This is a genomic window from Streptomyces sp. NPDC014891 (assembly GCF_043081085.1).
Taxonomy (GTDB): Bacteria; Actinomycetota; Actinomycetes; order Streptomycetales; family Streptomycetaceae; genus Streptomyces.
The window spans coordinates 410929-426668 of record NZ_JBIBWF010000007.1 but is presented as its reverse complement, the minus strand read 5'-3'; the positions used below and the strand labels follow the sequence as shown (position 1 = coordinate 426668).

The following is a 15740-nucleotide window of genomic DNA, read 5'->3' as shown; positions in this document are numbered from 1 at the left end:
CTCCGCGACGGTCTCGACCAGCTTGGCGCGCCATTCCTCGGCGAGCTCGGTGTGCGAGGCCGGGATGTCGACGACGTCGTACATCTCGCCCTTGCTGGCCTCGGCGGACCAGACGAGCGCCTTCATGCGGACCAGGTCGACGACGCCCTGGAAGTCCATCTCGGCACCGATGGGGAGCTGCATGACGATCGGGACGGCGCCGAGGCGGTCCACGATCATGTCGACGCAGCGGAGGAACTCGGCGCCCGTACGGTCGAGCTTGTTGACGAAGCAGATACGCGGCACGCCGTAGCGGTCCGCCTGACGCCAGACGGTCTCGGACTGGGGCTCGACGCCGGCCACACCGTCGAACACGGTGACAGCACCGTCGAGCACGCGCAGCGAACGCTCCACCTCGACGGTGAAGTCGACGTGACCCGGCGTGTCGATGATGTTGATCGTGTGATCGACATTCTCGAGCGGCCAGTGGCAGGTCGTCGCGGCAGACGTGATCGTGATGCCGCGCTCCTGCTCCTGCTCCATCCAGTCCATCGTGGCAGCGCCGTCGTGGACTTCACCGATCTTGTACGAGACACCGGTGTAGAACAGGATCCGCTCGGTGGTGGTCGTCTTGCCCGCGTCGATGTGAGCCATGATGCCGATGTTGCGCACCTTGGCAAGGTCAAGCGAAGTGGTAGCCATATCGGCTCAGTCTTCTCTCGGTCTCGATGTGGGTTGCGACTACCAGCGGTAGTGCGCGAAGGCCTTGTTGGACTCGGCCATCTTGTGCGTGTCCTCACGCTTCTTGACGGCCGCACCGAGGCCGTTCGAGGCGTCGAGGAGCTCGTTCATGAGGCGCTCGGTCATGGTCTTCTCGCGACGGGCGCGGGAGTAACCGACGAGCCAGCGGAGGGCGAGCGTGGACGCGCGGCCCGGCTTGACCTCGATCGGCACCTGGTAGGTGGCGCCACCGACACGGCGGGACTTGACCTCGAGGGCCGGCTTCACGTTCTCGAGAGCGCGCTTGAGCGTGATGACCGGGTCCTGGCCGGTCTTCTCGCGAAGACCCTCCATGGCGCCGTACACGATGCGCTCGGCGGTGGAACGCTTGCCGTCCAGCAGGATCTTGTTGATCAGCGAGGTGACAAGAGGAGAGCTGTAGACCGGGTCGATGATGACCGGGCGCTTCGGGGCGGGGCCCTTACGAGGCATTCTTACTTCTCCTTCTTGGCGCCGTAGCGGCTGCGAGCCTGCTTACGGTTCTTGACGCCCTGCGTGTCGAGGGAACCGCGGATGATCTTGTAACGAACACCCGGCAGGTCCTTCACACGGCCACCGCGCACGAGCACGATCGAGTGCTCCTGCAGGTTGTGACCCTCACCCGGGATGTAGGCCGTGACCTCGATGCCGGAGGTCAGACGCACACGCGCGACCTTACGGAGGGCCGAGTTCGGCTTCTTCGGGGTGGTCGTGAACACACGCGTGCAGACGCCGCGGCGCTGAGGGGAACCCTCGAGTGCGGGCGTCTTGTTCTTCTCGACCTTGTCCTGCCGGCCCTTCCGGACCAGCTGCTGGATCGTAGGCACTACTTCTCCGGTTTCTGTGTGCCGTCGGTGAAACTAACCTGGAACATTCGCCGACCCACGCGGTCGGGTGTGTCGAATCTCGCGGACCTCTCCACCAGGGCGGAAAGGCGCGGATCACGGTGGCCGATATATGACTCGCCCTGCGGTTGAGGACACGCACGCGAGCCCAGGCACACCCCAGGCACAAGGCTTGAGCGTACCTATCGCATGGACTCCGGTCAAAACAAATGGCCACGCGTACCCTCCGTCACCGCGCGCTACGCCTCAGGCCGCGAGGAAGCGGTGCAGCGAGTCCGTGAAGGCGCCCACGAAGCGCTCGCGCGTCTCCTCGGGGACGCGGTCCAGCGAGAGGTACGGGTTGAGGTCCTCCAGCTCGACGAGGAGCAGCTCGCCGCCGGGGGCACGGCAGGCGTCCACCCGCTGGATGCCGTGGTCGAGGGTGTTCCAGTCGACGAAGCCGCGGGCGAAGGCGAGGTCCTCCGCGGTGGGCTCGTACGGTTCCAGGACCCAGCGGCGGTCCGGATCGGGGGCGTGCAGGGCGTACTGGAAGCGGTCGTCGACGAAGTAGAAGGAGACCTCGTACCGGAAGTCGATCCGCGGCTGGACGAGGAGGCCCCCGTAGGCCAGGCCGGCGAGCTCCTCGCGGTCCAGGAAGCGCAGGCCTATGGAATCCGCCCCGGCCTTGGGCTTGACCGCGTACGCGGCCGACTCGGGCAGCCGGTGGAGGTCCTCGGGGCGGTCCACGGTGGGGATGACGGGATGCCCGGCGGCGGTCAGGTCCAGGAGGTACTGCTTGCCCGCCATGTCCCCGCGCCCGTGGAGCGGGTTGTAGACCCGGGTCCCGGCGGCCAGGGCGCGCTCGCGGAAGGCCTCGTACTCCTTCTGGTAGCCGATGACCGGGCCGCTGTTGCGGACGACGACGGCGTCGAAGCCGTCCATGAGGGCCGCGGCGTCGAGCGGGTGGCAGAGCGCCAGGTCGAAGGCCTCGCGCAGCCGCGCGGCGAGGTGGATGTCCTCGTCGCAGTAGCGCCGTCCGCGGGCCGGATAGGCGAGGTCGGTGACGTACAGCAGGCGGGGGCGGGCGGCGGGCACGGGGCGGCTCCTCGGTCGGTGGCCGCCAACCTACCCGGCGCCCGTGCGGGCGGACCGGCCGGCGGCCCTCCGCCCTTCCCGGGGAACGCCGGAGGGCGGCCACCCCCACGGGGTGACCGCCCTCCGGTCGAGCGACTCGCTTACTGGTTGTACGGACCGTAGTCGTAGTCCTCCAGCGGAACGGCCTGGCCGGAGCCCGAACCGAACGGCGAGTAGTCGATGTCGTCGTAGCCGACGGCCGAGTACATCGCGGCCTTGGCCTCCTCGGTCGGCTCCACCCGGATGTTGCGGTAGCGGGACAGACCCGTACCGGCCGGGATGAGCTTACCGATGATGACGTTCTCCTTGAGGCCGATGAGGCTGTCGGACTTGGCGTTGATCGCCGCATCCGTCAGGACTCGGGTCGTCTCCTGGAAGGAGGCGGCCGACAGCCAGGACTCCGTCGCCAGCGAGGCCTTGGTGATACCCATCAGCTGCGGACGGCCGGAGGCGGGGTGACCGCCCTCGGTGACCACACGACGGTTCTCGGTCTCGAACTTCGAGCGCTCGACGAGCTCGCCCGGCAGCAGCTCCGCGTCGCCGGACTCGATGATCGTCACGCGGCGCAGCATCTGCCGGATGATGATCTCGATGTGCTTGTCGTGGATCGACACGCCCTGCGAGTTGTAGACCTTCTGGACCTCGGCGACCAGGTGGACCTGGACCGCGCGCTGACCGAGGATGCGCAGCACGTCGTGCGGGTTGGTGGCACCCACGGTGAGCTTCTGGCCCACCTCGACGTGGTCGCCCTCGCCCACGAGCAGACGGGCACGCTTCGAGATCGGGAACGCCGTCTCGTCGGTGCCGTCGTCCGGGGTGACGACGATCTTCTTGGTCTTCTCGGTCTCCTCGATGCGGACGCGGCCGGCCGCCTCCGAGATCGGGGCGACACCCTTGGGCTGACGGGCCTCGAAGAGCTCGACGACACGGGGCAGACCCTGGGTGATGTCGTCACCGGCCACACCACCGGTGTGGAAGGTACGCATCGTCAGCTGGGTACCGGGCTCACCGATGGACTGGGCGGCGATGATGCCGACCGCCTCACCGATGTCGACCAGCTTGCCGGTGGCGAGCGAACGGCCGTAGCAGAACGCACAGGTACCGACGGCGGACTCACAGGTCAGGACCGAGCGGGTCTTGACCTCCTCGACACCGGCGCCCACGAGGGCGTCGATGAGCACGTCACCCAGGTCGACGTTGGCCGGCGCGATGACCTTGCCGTCGACGACGACGTCCTCGGCGAGCATCCGCGCGTACACGGAGGTCTCGACGTCGTCCGTCTTGCGCAGGACGCCGTCGGCGCCGCGCTCGGCGATCCGCAGCTTGAGACCGCGCTCGGTGCCGCAGTCCTCCTCGCGGATGATGACGTCCTGCGAGACGTCCACCAGACGACGGGTCAGGTAACCCGAGTCGGCGGTACGCAGGGCGGTGTCCGCCAGACCCTTACGGGCACCGTGCGTGGAGATGAAGTACTCCAGAACGGTGAGGCCCTCACGGAAGGACGCCTTGATGGGACGCGGGATCGTCTCGTTCTTGGCGTTCGACACCAGACCACGCATACCCGCGATCTGACGCATCTGCATCATGTTTCCTCGGGCACCCGAGTCGACCATCATGAAGATGGGGTTCGTCTTCGGGAAGTTCGCGTTCATCGCCTCGGCGACCTCGTTGGTCGCCTTGGTCCAGATCGCGATGAGCTCCTGAGTGCGCTCTTCCTTCGTGATGAGACCGCGCTCGTACTGCTTCTGGACCTTCTCGTCCTGCTCCTCGTAGCCCTTGACGATGGCCTTCTTGGCCTCGGGCACGACGACGTCGGAGATGGCCACGGTGACGCCGGAACGGGTCGCCCAGTAGAAGCCCGCCGCCTTCAGGTTGTCGAGCGTCGCCGCCACGATGACCTTGGGGTAGCGCTCGGCGAGGTCGTTGACGATCTCGGAGAGCTGCTTCTTGCCGACCGAGTAGTCGACGAACGGGTAGTCCTCGGGCAGCAGCTCGTTGAAGAGCGCGCGGCCCAGCGAGGTGCGCAGGCGGAACGAGTCCCCCTGCTGCCACTCGCCCGCGGCGACGTGGTCGTCCCCTTCCTCCGCGACCGGGGGAACCCAGCCGCGCGGAGCGACGGTGCCGACGGGGAAGCGGATGTCGATCTGCGACTGCAGCGCGAGCTCGCCGGCGTCGAACGCCATGATCGCCTCGGCCGTGGAGCCGAATGCACGGCCCTCGCCCTTGGTGTCACGGAGCTCACCGTCGGTGGTCAGGAAGAACAGACCGAGGACCATGTCCTGGGTCGGCATCGTGACCGGACGGCCGTCGGCCGGCTTGAGGATGTTGTTCGAGGACAGCATCAGGATGCGGGCCTCGGCCTGCGCCTCCGCGGAGAGCGGCAGGTGCACGGCCATCTGGTCACCGTCGAAGTCCGCGTTGAACGCGGTGCAGACGAGCGGGTGGATCTGGATGGCCTTGCCCTCGACCAGCTGGGGCTCGAAGGCCTGGATGCCGAGGCGGTGCAGCGTGGGCGCACGGTTCAGCAGGACCGGGTGCTCGGCGATGACCTCTTCGAGGACGTCGTACACGACCGTGCGGCCGCGCTCGACCATCCGCTTGGCGCTCTTGATGTTCTGCGCGTGGTTCAGGTCGACCAGGCGCTTCATCACGAACGGCTTGAAGAGCTCCAGCGCCATGGCCTTCGGGAGACCGCACTGGTGCAGCTTCAGCTGCGGACCGACGACGATGACGGAACGCGCGGAGTAGTCCACACGCTTGCCGAGCAGGTTCTGACGGAAACGACCCTGCTTGCCCTTCAGCATGTCGCTGAGGGACTTCAGCGGACGGTTGCCGGGGCCCGTGACCGGGCGACCGCGACGGCCGTTGTCGAAGAGGGCGTCGACCGCCTCCTGGAGCATCCGCTTCTCGTTGTTCACGATGATCTCGGGGGCACCGAGGTCGAGCAGACGCTTGAGACGGTTGTTGCGGTTGATCACGCGGCGGTACAGGTCGTTCAGGTCGGAGGTCGCGAAGCGGCCACCGTCCAGCTGCACCATGGGACGCAGGTCCGGCGGGATGACCGGCACGCAGTCGAGAACCATGCCCTTGGGGCTGTTCGCGGTCTGCAGGAACGCGGAGACGACCTTGAGGCGCTTGAGCGCACGGGTCTTCTTCTGGCCCTTGCCGGTGCGGATGATCTCGCGGAGGCGCTCGGCCTCCTCCTCCAGGTCGAAGGACTCCAGGCGCTTCTGCAGCGCCGCGGCACCCATCGAACCGTCGAAGTACGTGCCGAAGCGGTCACGCAGCTCGCGGTAGAGGAGCTCGTCGCCCTCCAGGTCCTGGACCTTGAGGTTCTTGAAGCGCGACCAGACCTCGTCCAGACGGTCGATCTCGCGCTGCGCGCGGTCGCGCAGCTGCTTCATCTCGCGCTCGGCACCCTCGCGCACCTTGCGGCGCACGTCGGCCTTGGCGCCCTCGGCCTCCAGCTCGCCGAGGTCGTTCTCGAGCTTCTTGGCGCGGGCCTCCAGGTCGGAGTCGCGACGGTTCTCGATCTGCTGGCGCTCGACGGAGACGTGCGCCTCCAGCGAGGGCAGGTCACGCGTACGACGCTCGTCGTCGACGTACGTGATCATGTACGCCGCGAAGTAGATGACCTTCTCCAGGTCCTTCGGGGCGAGGTCGAGCAGGTAGCCGAGGCGCGACGGAACGCCCTTGAAGTACCAGATGTGAGTGACGGGAGCGGCCAGCTCGATGTGGCCCATCCGCTCACGGCGCACCTTGGCGCGGGTGACCTCGACGCCACACCGCTCACAGATGATGCCCTTGAAGCGGACGCGCTTGTACTTGCCGCAGTAGCACTCCCAGTCCCGGGTCGGACCGAAGATCTTCTCGCAGAAGAGTCCGTCCTTCTCGGGCTTGAGCGTGCGGTAGTTGATGGTCTCCGGCTTCTTGACCTCGCCGTGGCTCCACTGACGGATGTCGTCAGCGGTGGCCAGACCGATCCGGAGCTCGTCGAAGAAGTTGACGTCGAGCACTATGCGTCAATCCCTCTCAGGGTTGTAAGGCTTTGGGGTCTGATACGGGGGTCCTGGGGCCGGCCGGGGACTCGGCGGTGAAATCGCCGAGCCCCCGACCGGACTCCCGTCAGACCTCTTCGACGCTGCTCGGCTCGCGCCGGGACAGGTCGATGCCGAGCTCCTCCGCTGCGCGGAAGACGTCCTCGTCGGTGTCGCGCATCTCGATGGACATGCCGTCCGAGGACAGCACCTCCACGTTGAGGCACAGGGACTGCATCTCCTTGATGAGCACCTTGAAGGACTCGGGGATGCCGGGCTCAGGGATGTTCTCGCCCTTGACGATGGCCTCGTAGACCTTCACGCGGCCGGTCACGTCGTCGGACTTGATCGTCAGCAGCTCCTGGAGGGCGTACGCGGCGCCGTAAGCCTCCAGCGCCCACACCTCCATCTCACCGAAGCGCTGGCCACCGAACTGGGCCTTACCACCCAGCGGCTGCTGGGTGATCATCGAGTACGGGCCGGTCGAACGCGCGTGCAGCTTGTCGTCGACCAGGTGGTGCAGCTTGAGGATGTACATGTACCCGACGGAGATCGGGTCCGGGAACGGCTCGCCGGAGCGGCCGTCGAACAGCCTCGCCTTACCGGTCGGGAGCACCATGCGCTCGCCGTCGCGGTTCGGGATGGTGTGGTTGAGCAGACCCGCCAGCTCGTCCTCACGCGCACCGTCGAAGACCGGGGTCGCGACGTTGGTGCCGGGGGCGACCTGGTCGGCGCCGATCGCCTGGAGGCGCTGCGCCCACTCGTCCGCGAGGCCGGAGACGTCCCAGCCGCGGCTGGCGAGCCAGCCGAGGTGGATCTCCAGGACCTGTCCCGGGTTCATTCGGGACGGGACACCCAGCGGGTTGAGGATGATGTCGACCGGGGTGCCGTCCTCCAGGAACGGCATGTCCTCGATCGGCAGGATCTTCGAGATGACGCCCTTGTTGCCGTGACGGCCGGCGAGCTTGTCACCGTCGGTGATCTTGCGCTTCTGGGCGACGTAGACGCGGACCAGCTGGTTCACGCCCGGGGGAAGCTCGTCGCCCTCCTCGCGGTCGAAGACGCGGACGCCGATGATCTTGCCGATCTCGCCGTGCGGGACCTTCAGCGAGGTGTCACGGACCTCACGCGCCTTCTCACCGAAGATCGCGCGGAGCAGGCGCTCCTCCGGGGTCAGCTCGGTCTCGCCCTTGGGCGTGACCTTGCCGACGAGGATGTCGCCGGCGACGACCTCGGCACCGATACGGATGATGCCGCGCTCGTCGAGGTCGGCGAGGACCTCCTCGGAGACGTTCGGGATGTCCCGGGTGATCTCCTCCGGGCCGAGCTTGGTGTCACGGGCGTCGACCTCGTGCTCCTCGATGTGGATCGAGGAGAGGACGTCGTCCTGCACGAGGCGCTGCGACAGGATGATCGCGTCCTCGTAGTTGTGGCCCTCCCACGGCATGAACGCCACGAGCAGGTTCTTGCCGAGCGCCATCTCGCCGTCTTCGGTGGCGGGACCGTCGGCGAGGACCTGGCCCTCGATCACGCGGTCGCCCTCGTCGACGACGACCTTCTGGTTGACCGAGGTGCCCTGGTTCGAGCGCGAGAACTTGTGCAGGCGGTACGTGATGTACGTGCCGTCGTCGTTGGCGACGGTGACGTAGTCCGCGGAGAGCTCCTGGACGACACCGTCCTTCTCGGCCTTGAGCACGTCGCCGGCGTCGGTGGCGCAGCGGTACTCCATGCCGGTGCCGACGAGCGGGGCCTCCGACTTAATCAGCGGCACCGCCTGACGCATCATGTTCGCGCCCATGAGGGCACGGTTGGCGTCGTCGTGCTCGAGGAACGGGATCATGGCGGTCGCGACCGACACCATCTGGCGCGGCGAGACGTCCATGTAGTCCACGTCCGACGGCTCGACGTAGTCGACCTCGCCGCCACGCTTGCGGACCAGGACACGGGGCTCGGTGAACTGCAGGTCGTCGTTGAGCGCGGCGTTGGCCTGCGCGATGACGAAGCGGTCCTCCTCGTCGGCCGTGACGTAGTCGACCTCGTCGGTGACCTGGCCGTCGACGACCTTGCGGTACGGCGTCTCGATGAAGCCGAACGCGTTGACGCGGCCGTACGAGGCGAGCGAACCGATCAGACCGATGTTCGGGCCTTCGGGGGTCTCGATCGGGCACATGCGTCCGTAGTGGGACGGGTGCACGTCTCGGACCTCGAAGCCGGCCCGCTCACGGGACAGACCACCGGGACCCAGCGCCGAGAGACGACGCTTGTGCGTCAGACCCGACAGCGGGTTGTTCTGGTCCATGAACTGCGACAGCTGGCTGGTGCCGAAGAACTCCTTGATGGAGGCGACGACCGGCCGGATGTTGATCAGGGTCTGCGGCGTGATCGCCTCGACGTCCTGGGTGGTCATGCGCTCGCGCACGACGCGCTCCATACGAGCCAGACCCGTGCGGACCTGGTTCTGGATGAGCTCGCCGACGTTGCGCAGACGACGGTTGCCGAAGTGGTCGATGTCGTCGGTCTCGACGACGATCTCGTTGCCGTTCTCGCCGATCGTCTCGGTCTCGCCCGCGTGGAGCTTGACCAGGTACTTGATCGTGGCGATGACGTCGTCGGTGGTGAGCACGCCGGCGTCCAGCGGCTCGTCGGCGCCGAGCTTCTTGTTCACCTTGTAGCGGCCGACCTTGGCGAGGTCGTAGCGCTTCGGGTTGAAGTAGAGGTTCTCGAGCAGCGTCTGAGCGGCCTCACGGGTCGGCGGCTCGCCCGGACGCAGCTTGCGGTAGATGTCGAGCAGCGCGTCGTCCTGGCCCTGGGTGTGGTCCTTCTCCAGGGTGGCGCGCATGGACTCGTACTCGCCGAACTCCTGCAGGATCTGCTCGGTGGTCCAGCCGAGAGCCTTGAGCAGGACGGTGACGGACTGCTTGCGCTTGCGGTCGATGCGGACACCGACCAGGTCACGCTTGTCGATCTCCATCTCCAGCCAGGCACCCCGGGACGGGATGATCTTGGCGGAGAAGATGTCCTTGTCGGACGTCTTGTCGATGGAGGAGTCGAAGTAGACACCCGGCGAACGGACCAGCTGCGACACCACGACACGCTCGGTGCCGTTGATGACGAAGGTGCCCTTGTTCGTCATGAGCGGGAAGTCGCCCATGAAGACCGTCTGGGACTTGATCTCGCCGGTCTCGTTGTTGGTGAACTCGGCGGTGACGAAGAGCGGGGCGCCGTACGTGAAGTCACGGTCCTTGCACTCGTCGATCGAGTTCTTCGGCGGCTCGAAGCGGTGGTCGCGGAAGGTCAGCGACATCGACCCGGAGAAGTCCTCGATCGGAGAGATCTCCTCGAAGATCTCCTCCAGACCGGACTTCCTGGGGACGTCCTGTCCCGACTCAAGGGCAGCCTCGACGCGAGCCTTCCAGGCGGCGTTGCCGAGCAGCCAGTCAAAGCTCTCGGTCTGCAGCGCGAGGAGGTTCGGAACCTCGAGGGGCTCCTTGATCTTTGCAAAGGAGATGCGCAGCGGGGCGGTGCTTGCGCCGTTGTTCGTATTGGTCGAGGCGTTGCGCGAGGCGGCCAAGAGGGGGTCCTTCCGAGGGCTCGGACTCACTACGCGCGTACCGGTCCCCAGCAGAGCTTCATGGCAGACGTTTCCTGAGATGACCGAAAGGCCAGGTCAGACGGGGTCGGCCGATGCAGCGGATGCGAAGGTATGCCCCTGGTGACGGGCAGGGGGCAGCTAACAGGCAGCGCAAAGGGTCAGTGTAGCCACTTGGCTCACTGATGTCCAGGGCGAATAATTCGCGACCCTCGTTGCTCTCAACTCCGCCGTACCTCGCGCCGTGCGGCGCACCTCGATACTGCCCGTTCAGTCGTCGATCCATGCCTCGGATACGGATCGTTGTGACGACGCGTCCTGAGAATTGCGCGCTGCGTGCGGTTCGTCAAGGCCCCCCGGTCTGCGGGGCGCACGGCGAAGATCACCATACTCCGCTCCCGGCGGCCGTCGAGCCCCCGCCACGCCCTTCCCGGGGAACGCCGAAAGGCGACCACCCACAAGGGTGATCGCCTTTCGCTGCCCCCGCGTTACACGGGGGCAGGAGTCAGCTCAGCGAGCCGAAACGGTCTTACTTGACCGTGACGGAGGCGCCGGCGGCCTTGAGGGACTCGGCAGCCTTCTCGGCGGCCTCCTTCGCGACCTTCTCGAGGACCGGCTTCGGGGTGCCGTCGACGAGGTCCTTGGCCTCCTTGAGGCCCAGGGAGGTGAGCTCGCGCACGACCTTGATGACCTGGATCTTCTTGTCGCCGGCACCCTCGAGGATGACGTCGAACTCGTCCTGCTCCTCGGCGGCGGCGGCGGCGTCGCCACCACCCTGACCCGGGGCGGCAACGGCGACGGCCGCGGCGGCGGTGACGTCGAACTTCTCCTCGAAGGCCTTCACGAACTCGGAGAGCTCGATGAGGGTCATCTCCTCGAACTGGGCGAGGAGGTCGTCCTGAGAGAGCTTCGCCATGATGGGCGATCCTTCCACTAATTCGGCAGGTGCCGGATGTATAGAGAGGCGGGCGTTACGGCCCGCTACGACCTGCGCCTAGGCGGCGCAGATCATGACGCGAGCCGAATTACTCGGCACCGCCCTGCTCGGCGAGCTTGACGCGAAGCGCCTCCGCGGTGCGGACGAACTTCGACGGCAGCGCCTGGAGGAGCGAGGCAGTCTGCGACTGCTTGCCCTTGAACGCGCCGGCCAGCTTGCTGAGCAGAACCTCGCGGGACTCGAGGTCCGCGAGCTTCTTGAACTCGTCGGCGGACAGCGCCTTGCCGTCAAGGACACCGCCCTTGATGACGAGGTTCGGGTTCTCCTTGGCGAAGTCACGCAGAGCCTTCGCCGACTCCACCGGGTCACCGGTGACGAAGGCGGCCGCGGTCGAACCAGCAAGCTGGTCGTCCAGCGCGGAGATGCCGGCCTGGTTGGCCGCAATCTTGGTCAGCGTGTTCTTCACCACGGCGTACTGGGCGTTCTCACCGAGCGAACGACGCAGCGTCTTGAGCTGCGCCACGGTGAGCCCCGTGTACGAGGTCAGCACGACGGCGTTCGAGCTGCGGAACTTGTCCTCAAGCTCGGCTACCGCGGCAGCCTTGTCGGGCCTTGCCATAGAGCGTCGGCCTCCTTCCGGGTGATGAGGACCGCTCAGAAGGCGCTGCCACAACAAAAACGCCCCGGGCGCAGGCGCTCGGGGCTCAGCTCAACCGCATCACGAAGATCCGGGAACTCTTCCACAATCACCTGCGCGGGTCGTTCGCGTCACAGCGAATCCTTCGGCCACCGCACCTTGACGGCACAGTGACGACCAGCGGTCTTTGGCTTCCTCGGAAGAGTACGTGACCGACACGCCCGGGGGCAAATCAGCCCCGACCGCCCCCGGCCAGGACCTTCTTCAGCAGCTCGACGAAGTCGACGGTGTCCCCCGCGGGCGGTGCGCGGAAGCCGGCCTCGGCGCCGTAGTCGGCGTAGGTCGTGGTGAGCGAGGTGACCGACTCCCCGCTCTCCGTGCGGACGACGCTCTTCACCGGGTACCCGTCCGCACCGATCCAGACCTCCATGGTCCGCCCGTCGGGGAGCTCCCCGCGGTACCCCTCCGCCCGGGCGTCGGTGCCCTTCGCGGCTCCGAGGTGCTCGACCGCCGAGGACCCGGCGAGCAGCCCGAGTTCCTTGGGCAGGTCCATGTTCACGGCGGCGAGGCCGCCGGTCAGCTGGAGCATCAGCTCGTCGCCCGCGGCGGCCCCCTCGGGCTGCGCCCTCAGCCAGCGCTTGCCGCCCGTCTGCGCGGTCAGGTCGGCGCCCAGGTCCACGTAGGTGGTCCCGCCGGTCGTGACCACGCGCGTCTCGGCGGGCGCGCCGGGGATGGCGGCCAGGTACGAGGAGTCGGAGACCTTCAGCTCGGCGGCCTGCGGGCCCCAGGCCTGCACCCCGGTGAAGGTGCTGCTGCCGGGCGCCGTGCCGCCCGCGACGCTGAGCCGCATCTCGACCTTGGCGCTCTTCGCCCCCGAGGCCTTGGTGCGGGCGGCCCGGAGGGCCTCCGCGGCCTGCTCCGAGACCTGCGTGCCCGGCTTGGCCGTAGCGGAGGCTCCGGAGGACTCCGGCCCCGTGTCGCCGTCCTGGCATCCCGCGGCGCCCGCCAGGAGGGTGGCGGCCGTCAGGGCCACCGCGGCGCGCTTCCACACGGACCTGCTCATGTCGTTCCCCACCCTTGATCGACGATCTCCGTCCCCCGGACGGTAACAAGAAGCCGGCCCCGCACCTCGGAGGAGGTGTGGGGCCGGCTGACCACTCAGTGAGCCTGATGGGCTCAGACCGCGGCCGGGTCCTCCTCGACGAGGAGGTTGCGGGTGCGGTTGGAGTCCAGCGGGACGCCGGGGCCCATCGTCGTCGTGACGGTCGCCTTCTTGATGTAGCGACCCTTGGCGGCGGACGGCTTCAGACGGAGGATCTCCTCGAGCGCCGCGGCGTAGTTCTCGACCAGCTTCGTGTCATCGAAGGAGACCTTGCCGATGATGAAGTGCAGGTTCGAGTGCTTGTCGACGCGGAACTCGATCTTGCCGCCCTTGATGTCGTTGACAGCCTTGGCGACATCGGGGGTGACGGTGCCGACCTTGGGGTTCGGCATGAGACCACGCGGGCCGAGGACGCGGCCGAGGCGGCCGACCTTGCCCATGAGGTCCGGGGTGGCGACGACGGCGTCGAACTCGTTCAGGCGGTTGCCCTTGGAGATCTCGTCGATGAGCTCGTCGGAGCCGACGATGTCGGCGCCCGCGGCGATCGCGGCCTCGGCACGGTCACCGGTCGCGAAGACCAGGACCCGGGCGGTCTTGCCGGTGCCGTGCGGAAGGTTCACGGTGCCACGGACCATCTGGTCGGCCTTGCGCGGGTCGACACCCAGGCGGAAGGCGACCTCGACGGTGCCGTCGAACTTCGTGCTGGAGGTCTCCTTGGCGAGACGGACGGCCTCGAGCGGAGCGTAGAGCTTCTCGCTGTCGATCTTGGCGTCCGCTGCGCGGAGGGCCTTGCTGCGCTTCACTGCTTCTCCTGTGCAGTTACACCATGCGGCTGTCGCCGCGTGGCAGGTATGGAGTCGTGGTGCGGACCGGCGCTGGTCCTACCACTAGGTCACGAGGGGGCTGATCAGCCCTCGACCGTGATGCCCATGGAACGGGCGGTGCCAGCGATGATCTTGGACGCGGCGTCCAGGTCGTTGGCGTTCAGGTCGGGGAGCTTGACCGTGGCGATCTCGCGGACCTGGGCGGCCGTGAGCTTGGCGACCTTGGTCTTGTGCGGCTCGCCGGAGCCCTTGTCCACACCCGCGGCCTTGAGGATCAGCTTGGCGGCCGGCGGAGTCTTGGTGATGAAGGTGAAGGAGCGGTCTTCGTAGACCGTGATCTCCACCGGCACGACCATGCCACGCTGCGACTCGGTCGCGGCGTTGTAGGCCTTGCAGAACTCCATGATGTTGACGCCGTGCTGGCCCAGCGCGGGACCGACCGGCGGGGCCGGGTTGGCCGCACCAGCGTTGATCTGGAGCTTGATAAGCCCCGTGACCTTCTTCTTCTTGGGAGGCATTGCTCTCTCCGGGTCCTAGTGAGAGTGTTCAGCCCGCCATCCGGTCATCCGGATGGAGGCATACCGCACAACGATAACGGGTATACACGCGCGGCCAAAAACCGAGCAGGTCAGAGCGGCTGCGAGAGCCACTCTGACCTGGTCGGAAACTTGTGAGATCAGTTCTTCTGGATCTGGTCGAAGCTGAGCTCGACCGGGGTCTCGCGACCGAAGATCTCGACGAGGCCCTTGACCTTCTTCGAGTCGGGGTTGATCTCGTTGATGGTCGCCTGGAGGGTGGCGAAGGGGCCGTCGGTGACGGTGACCGAGTCGCCGACCTCGAAGTCCAGCACCTGGACCTCCAGCTTGCGGGCCGGAGCCGGCTTGCCCTCGGCCTCGGCGGCCTCGCGGGCGGCCTTCTCCTCGGCCTCCGGGGCGAGCATCTTGACGATCTCGTCCAGGGTCAGCGGGTACGGGTCGTAGGCGTTGCCCACGAAGCCGGTGACACCGGGGGTGTTGCGGACGACGCCCCAGGACTCGTTCGTCAGGTCCATGCGGACGAGAACGTAGCCGGGAAGCTTGTTCTGCTTGACGTTCTTCCGCTCGCCGCCCTTGATCTGGACGATCTCTTCCTCGGGGACCTCGGCCTGGTAGATGAAGTCCTCGACGTTGAGCGAGACGGCACGCTGCTCGAGGTTGGCCTTCACGCGCTTCTCGTAGCCCGCGTAGGTGTGGATGACGTACCACTCGCCGGGCAGGGTGCGCAGCTCCTCGCGGAGCGCGGCGACCGGGTCGACCGGGGCGGCCGGCTCGGCCTCCTCGTCGGCGTCCGCGGCGTCGTCCTCGACCTCGGCGGCGACGGACTCGTCGTCCTCCGCGTCCTCGTCGGTCTCCGCCTCGTCCTCGGCGTCCTCGACCTCGAGAGCGGCTTCCTCGGCGGCGGCGTCGTCAGCAGCGTCTGCCTGGTCCTCGTCGGCGGCCTCGACGATGTCCCGCTCGTCCTCGGCGGACTCGGACTCGAAGGCGTCGTTCAGGTTCGCGTCAGACACGGTGGCTGCTTCTTCCTGCGATACAGATGGGGTGGAACAAAAAGTCAGCCGAAGACGTACTTGACTGCTTCCTGGAAGCCATAGTCAATCACGGTGACGAGGCCGATCATGATGACGACGAAGACAATCACCACGGTGGTGTACGTCGAGAGCTGGCTGCGCGTGGGCCAGACGACCTTGCGGAGTTCCGCGACGATCTGGCGGTAGAAGAGCGCGAGACGGCCCAGGGGGCCCTTCTTTCCGCGCTTCCCGCCCTTGCGGGACTTCTTCTTCGACTCTGCGGCCTCGTCGTCGGCATCAGGCATGTCGATGGAGCCTACGGCGTCCGTCACGATCTCTCACCTGATTCCGGGTCGGCCGTGCCGCGCCCGG

13 protein-coding genes are annotated in these 15740 nt (G+C 67.1%); all 13 read right to left on the bottom strand.

The annotated features are described in order from the left end of the window. A partial coding sequence (locus ACF09E_RS22650; protein WP_392206722.1) for a GTP-binding protein occupies positions 1-681 on the bottom strand: 681 nt, incomplete at its 3' end. Positions 682-720: 39 nt separating this feature from the next. Then, positions 721-1191, bottom strand: a complete 471-nt coding sequence (gene rpsG / locus ACF09E_RS22645) for a 30S ribosomal protein S7 (protein ID WP_015035567.1) — start codon at positions 1189-1191, stop codon at positions 721-723. Between the two features lie 2 nt (positions 1192-1193). Next, complete coding sequence (rpsL, locus tag ACF09E_RS22640; protein WP_003948652.1) at positions 1194-1565, bottom strand: 30S ribosomal protein S12; 372 nt, start codon at positions 1563-1565, stop codon at positions 1194-1196. A gap of 264 nt (positions 1566-1829) precedes the next feature. After that, the gene (locus ACF09E_RS22635) at positions 1830-2657 is read right to left on the bottom strand and encodes a hypothetical protein (protein ID WP_392206721.1); all 828 of its coding nucleotides are present in this window, start codon (positions 2655-2657) and stop codon (positions 1830-1832) included. 140 nt (positions 2658-2797) lie between these two features. Next, on the bottom strand, positions 2798-6712 hold the full coding sequence (locus tag ACF09E_RS22630) for a DNA-directed RNA polymerase subunit beta' (protein WP_361847380.1): 3915 nt from the start codon (positions 6710-6712) through the stop codon (positions 2798-2800). Between the two features lie 109 nt (positions 6713-6821). Further along, the gene (gene rpoB / locus ACF09E_RS22625; protein ID WP_148005756.1) at positions 6822-10304 is read right to left on the bottom strand and encodes a DNA-directed RNA polymerase subunit beta; all 3483 of its coding nucleotides are present in this window, start codon (positions 10302-10304) and stop codon (positions 6822-6824) included. Between the two features lie 547 nt (positions 10305-10851). Further along, positions 10852-11238, bottom strand: a complete 387-nt coding sequence (gene rplL / locus ACF09E_RS22620) for a 50S ribosomal protein L7/L12 (RefSeq protein ID WP_361847383.1) — start codon at positions 11236-11238, stop codon at positions 10852-10854. Positions 11239-11347: 109 nt separating this feature from the next. Further along, the gene (gene rplJ / locus ACF09E_RS22615) at positions 11348-11878 is read right to left on the bottom strand and encodes a 50S ribosomal protein L10 (RefSeq protein ID WP_030318714.1); all 531 of its coding nucleotides are present in this window, start codon (positions 11876-11878) and stop codon (positions 11348-11350) included. 250 nt (positions 11879-12128) lie between these two features. Continuing rightward, the gene (locus ACF09E_RS22610) at positions 12129-12959 is read right to left on the bottom strand and encodes a hypothetical protein (RefSeq protein ID WP_392206720.1); all 831 of its coding nucleotides are present in this window, start codon (positions 12957-12959) and stop codon (positions 12129-12131) included. A 113-nt stretch (positions 12960-13072) separates the two neighbouring features. Next, positions 13073-13801, bottom strand: a complete 729-nt coding sequence (gene rplA / locus ACF09E_RS22605; RefSeq protein ID WP_361847389.1) for a 50S ribosomal protein L1 — start codon at positions 13799-13801, stop codon at positions 13073-13075. Between the two features lie 104 nt (positions 13802-13905). Beyond that, positions 13906-14340: a 50S ribosomal protein L11 gene (gene rplK, locus ACF09E_RS22600; protein WP_030318720.1), complete on the bottom strand. Its 435-nt coding sequence runs from the start codon at positions 14338-14340 to the stop codon at positions 13906-13908. Positions 14341-14498: 158 nt separating this feature from the next. After that, positions 14499-15368, bottom strand: coding sequence for a transcription termination/antitermination protein NusG (nusG, locus tag ACF09E_RS22595; RefSeq protein WP_392206719.1), 870 nt, complete (start codon positions 15366-15368; stop codon positions 14499-14501). Between the two features lie 44 nt (positions 15369-15412). Next, on the bottom strand, positions 15413-15700 hold the full coding sequence (secE, locus tag ACF09E_RS22590) for a preprotein translocase subunit SecE (protein WP_015035534.1): 288 nt from the start codon (positions 15698-15700) through the stop codon (positions 15413-15415). Positions 15701-15740: the final 40 nt, after the last annotated feature.

Excerpts from the sequence above, each read along its gene's own strand:
- rpsG (WP_015035567.1), bottom strand. The coding sequence starts at position 1,191 with ATGCCTCGTAAGGGCCCCGCCCCGAAGCGCCCGGTCATCATCGACCCG.
- rplL (WP_361847383.1), bottom strand. The coding sequence starts at position 11,238 with ATGGCGAAGCTCTCTCAGGACGACCTCCTCGCCCAGTTCGAGGAGATG.
- rplJ (WP_030318714.1), bottom strand. The coding sequence starts at position 11,878 with ATGGCAAGGCCCGACAAGGCTGCCGCGGTAGCCGAGCTTGAGGACAAG.
- ACF09E_RS22610 (WP_392206720.1), bottom strand. The coding sequence starts at position 12,959 with ATGAGCAGGTCCGTGTGGAAGCGCGCCGCGGTGGCCCTGACGGCCGCC.
- rplK (WP_030318720.1), bottom strand. The coding sequence starts at position 14,340 with ATGCCTCCCAAGAAGAAGAAGGTCACGGGGCTTATCAAGCTCCAGATC.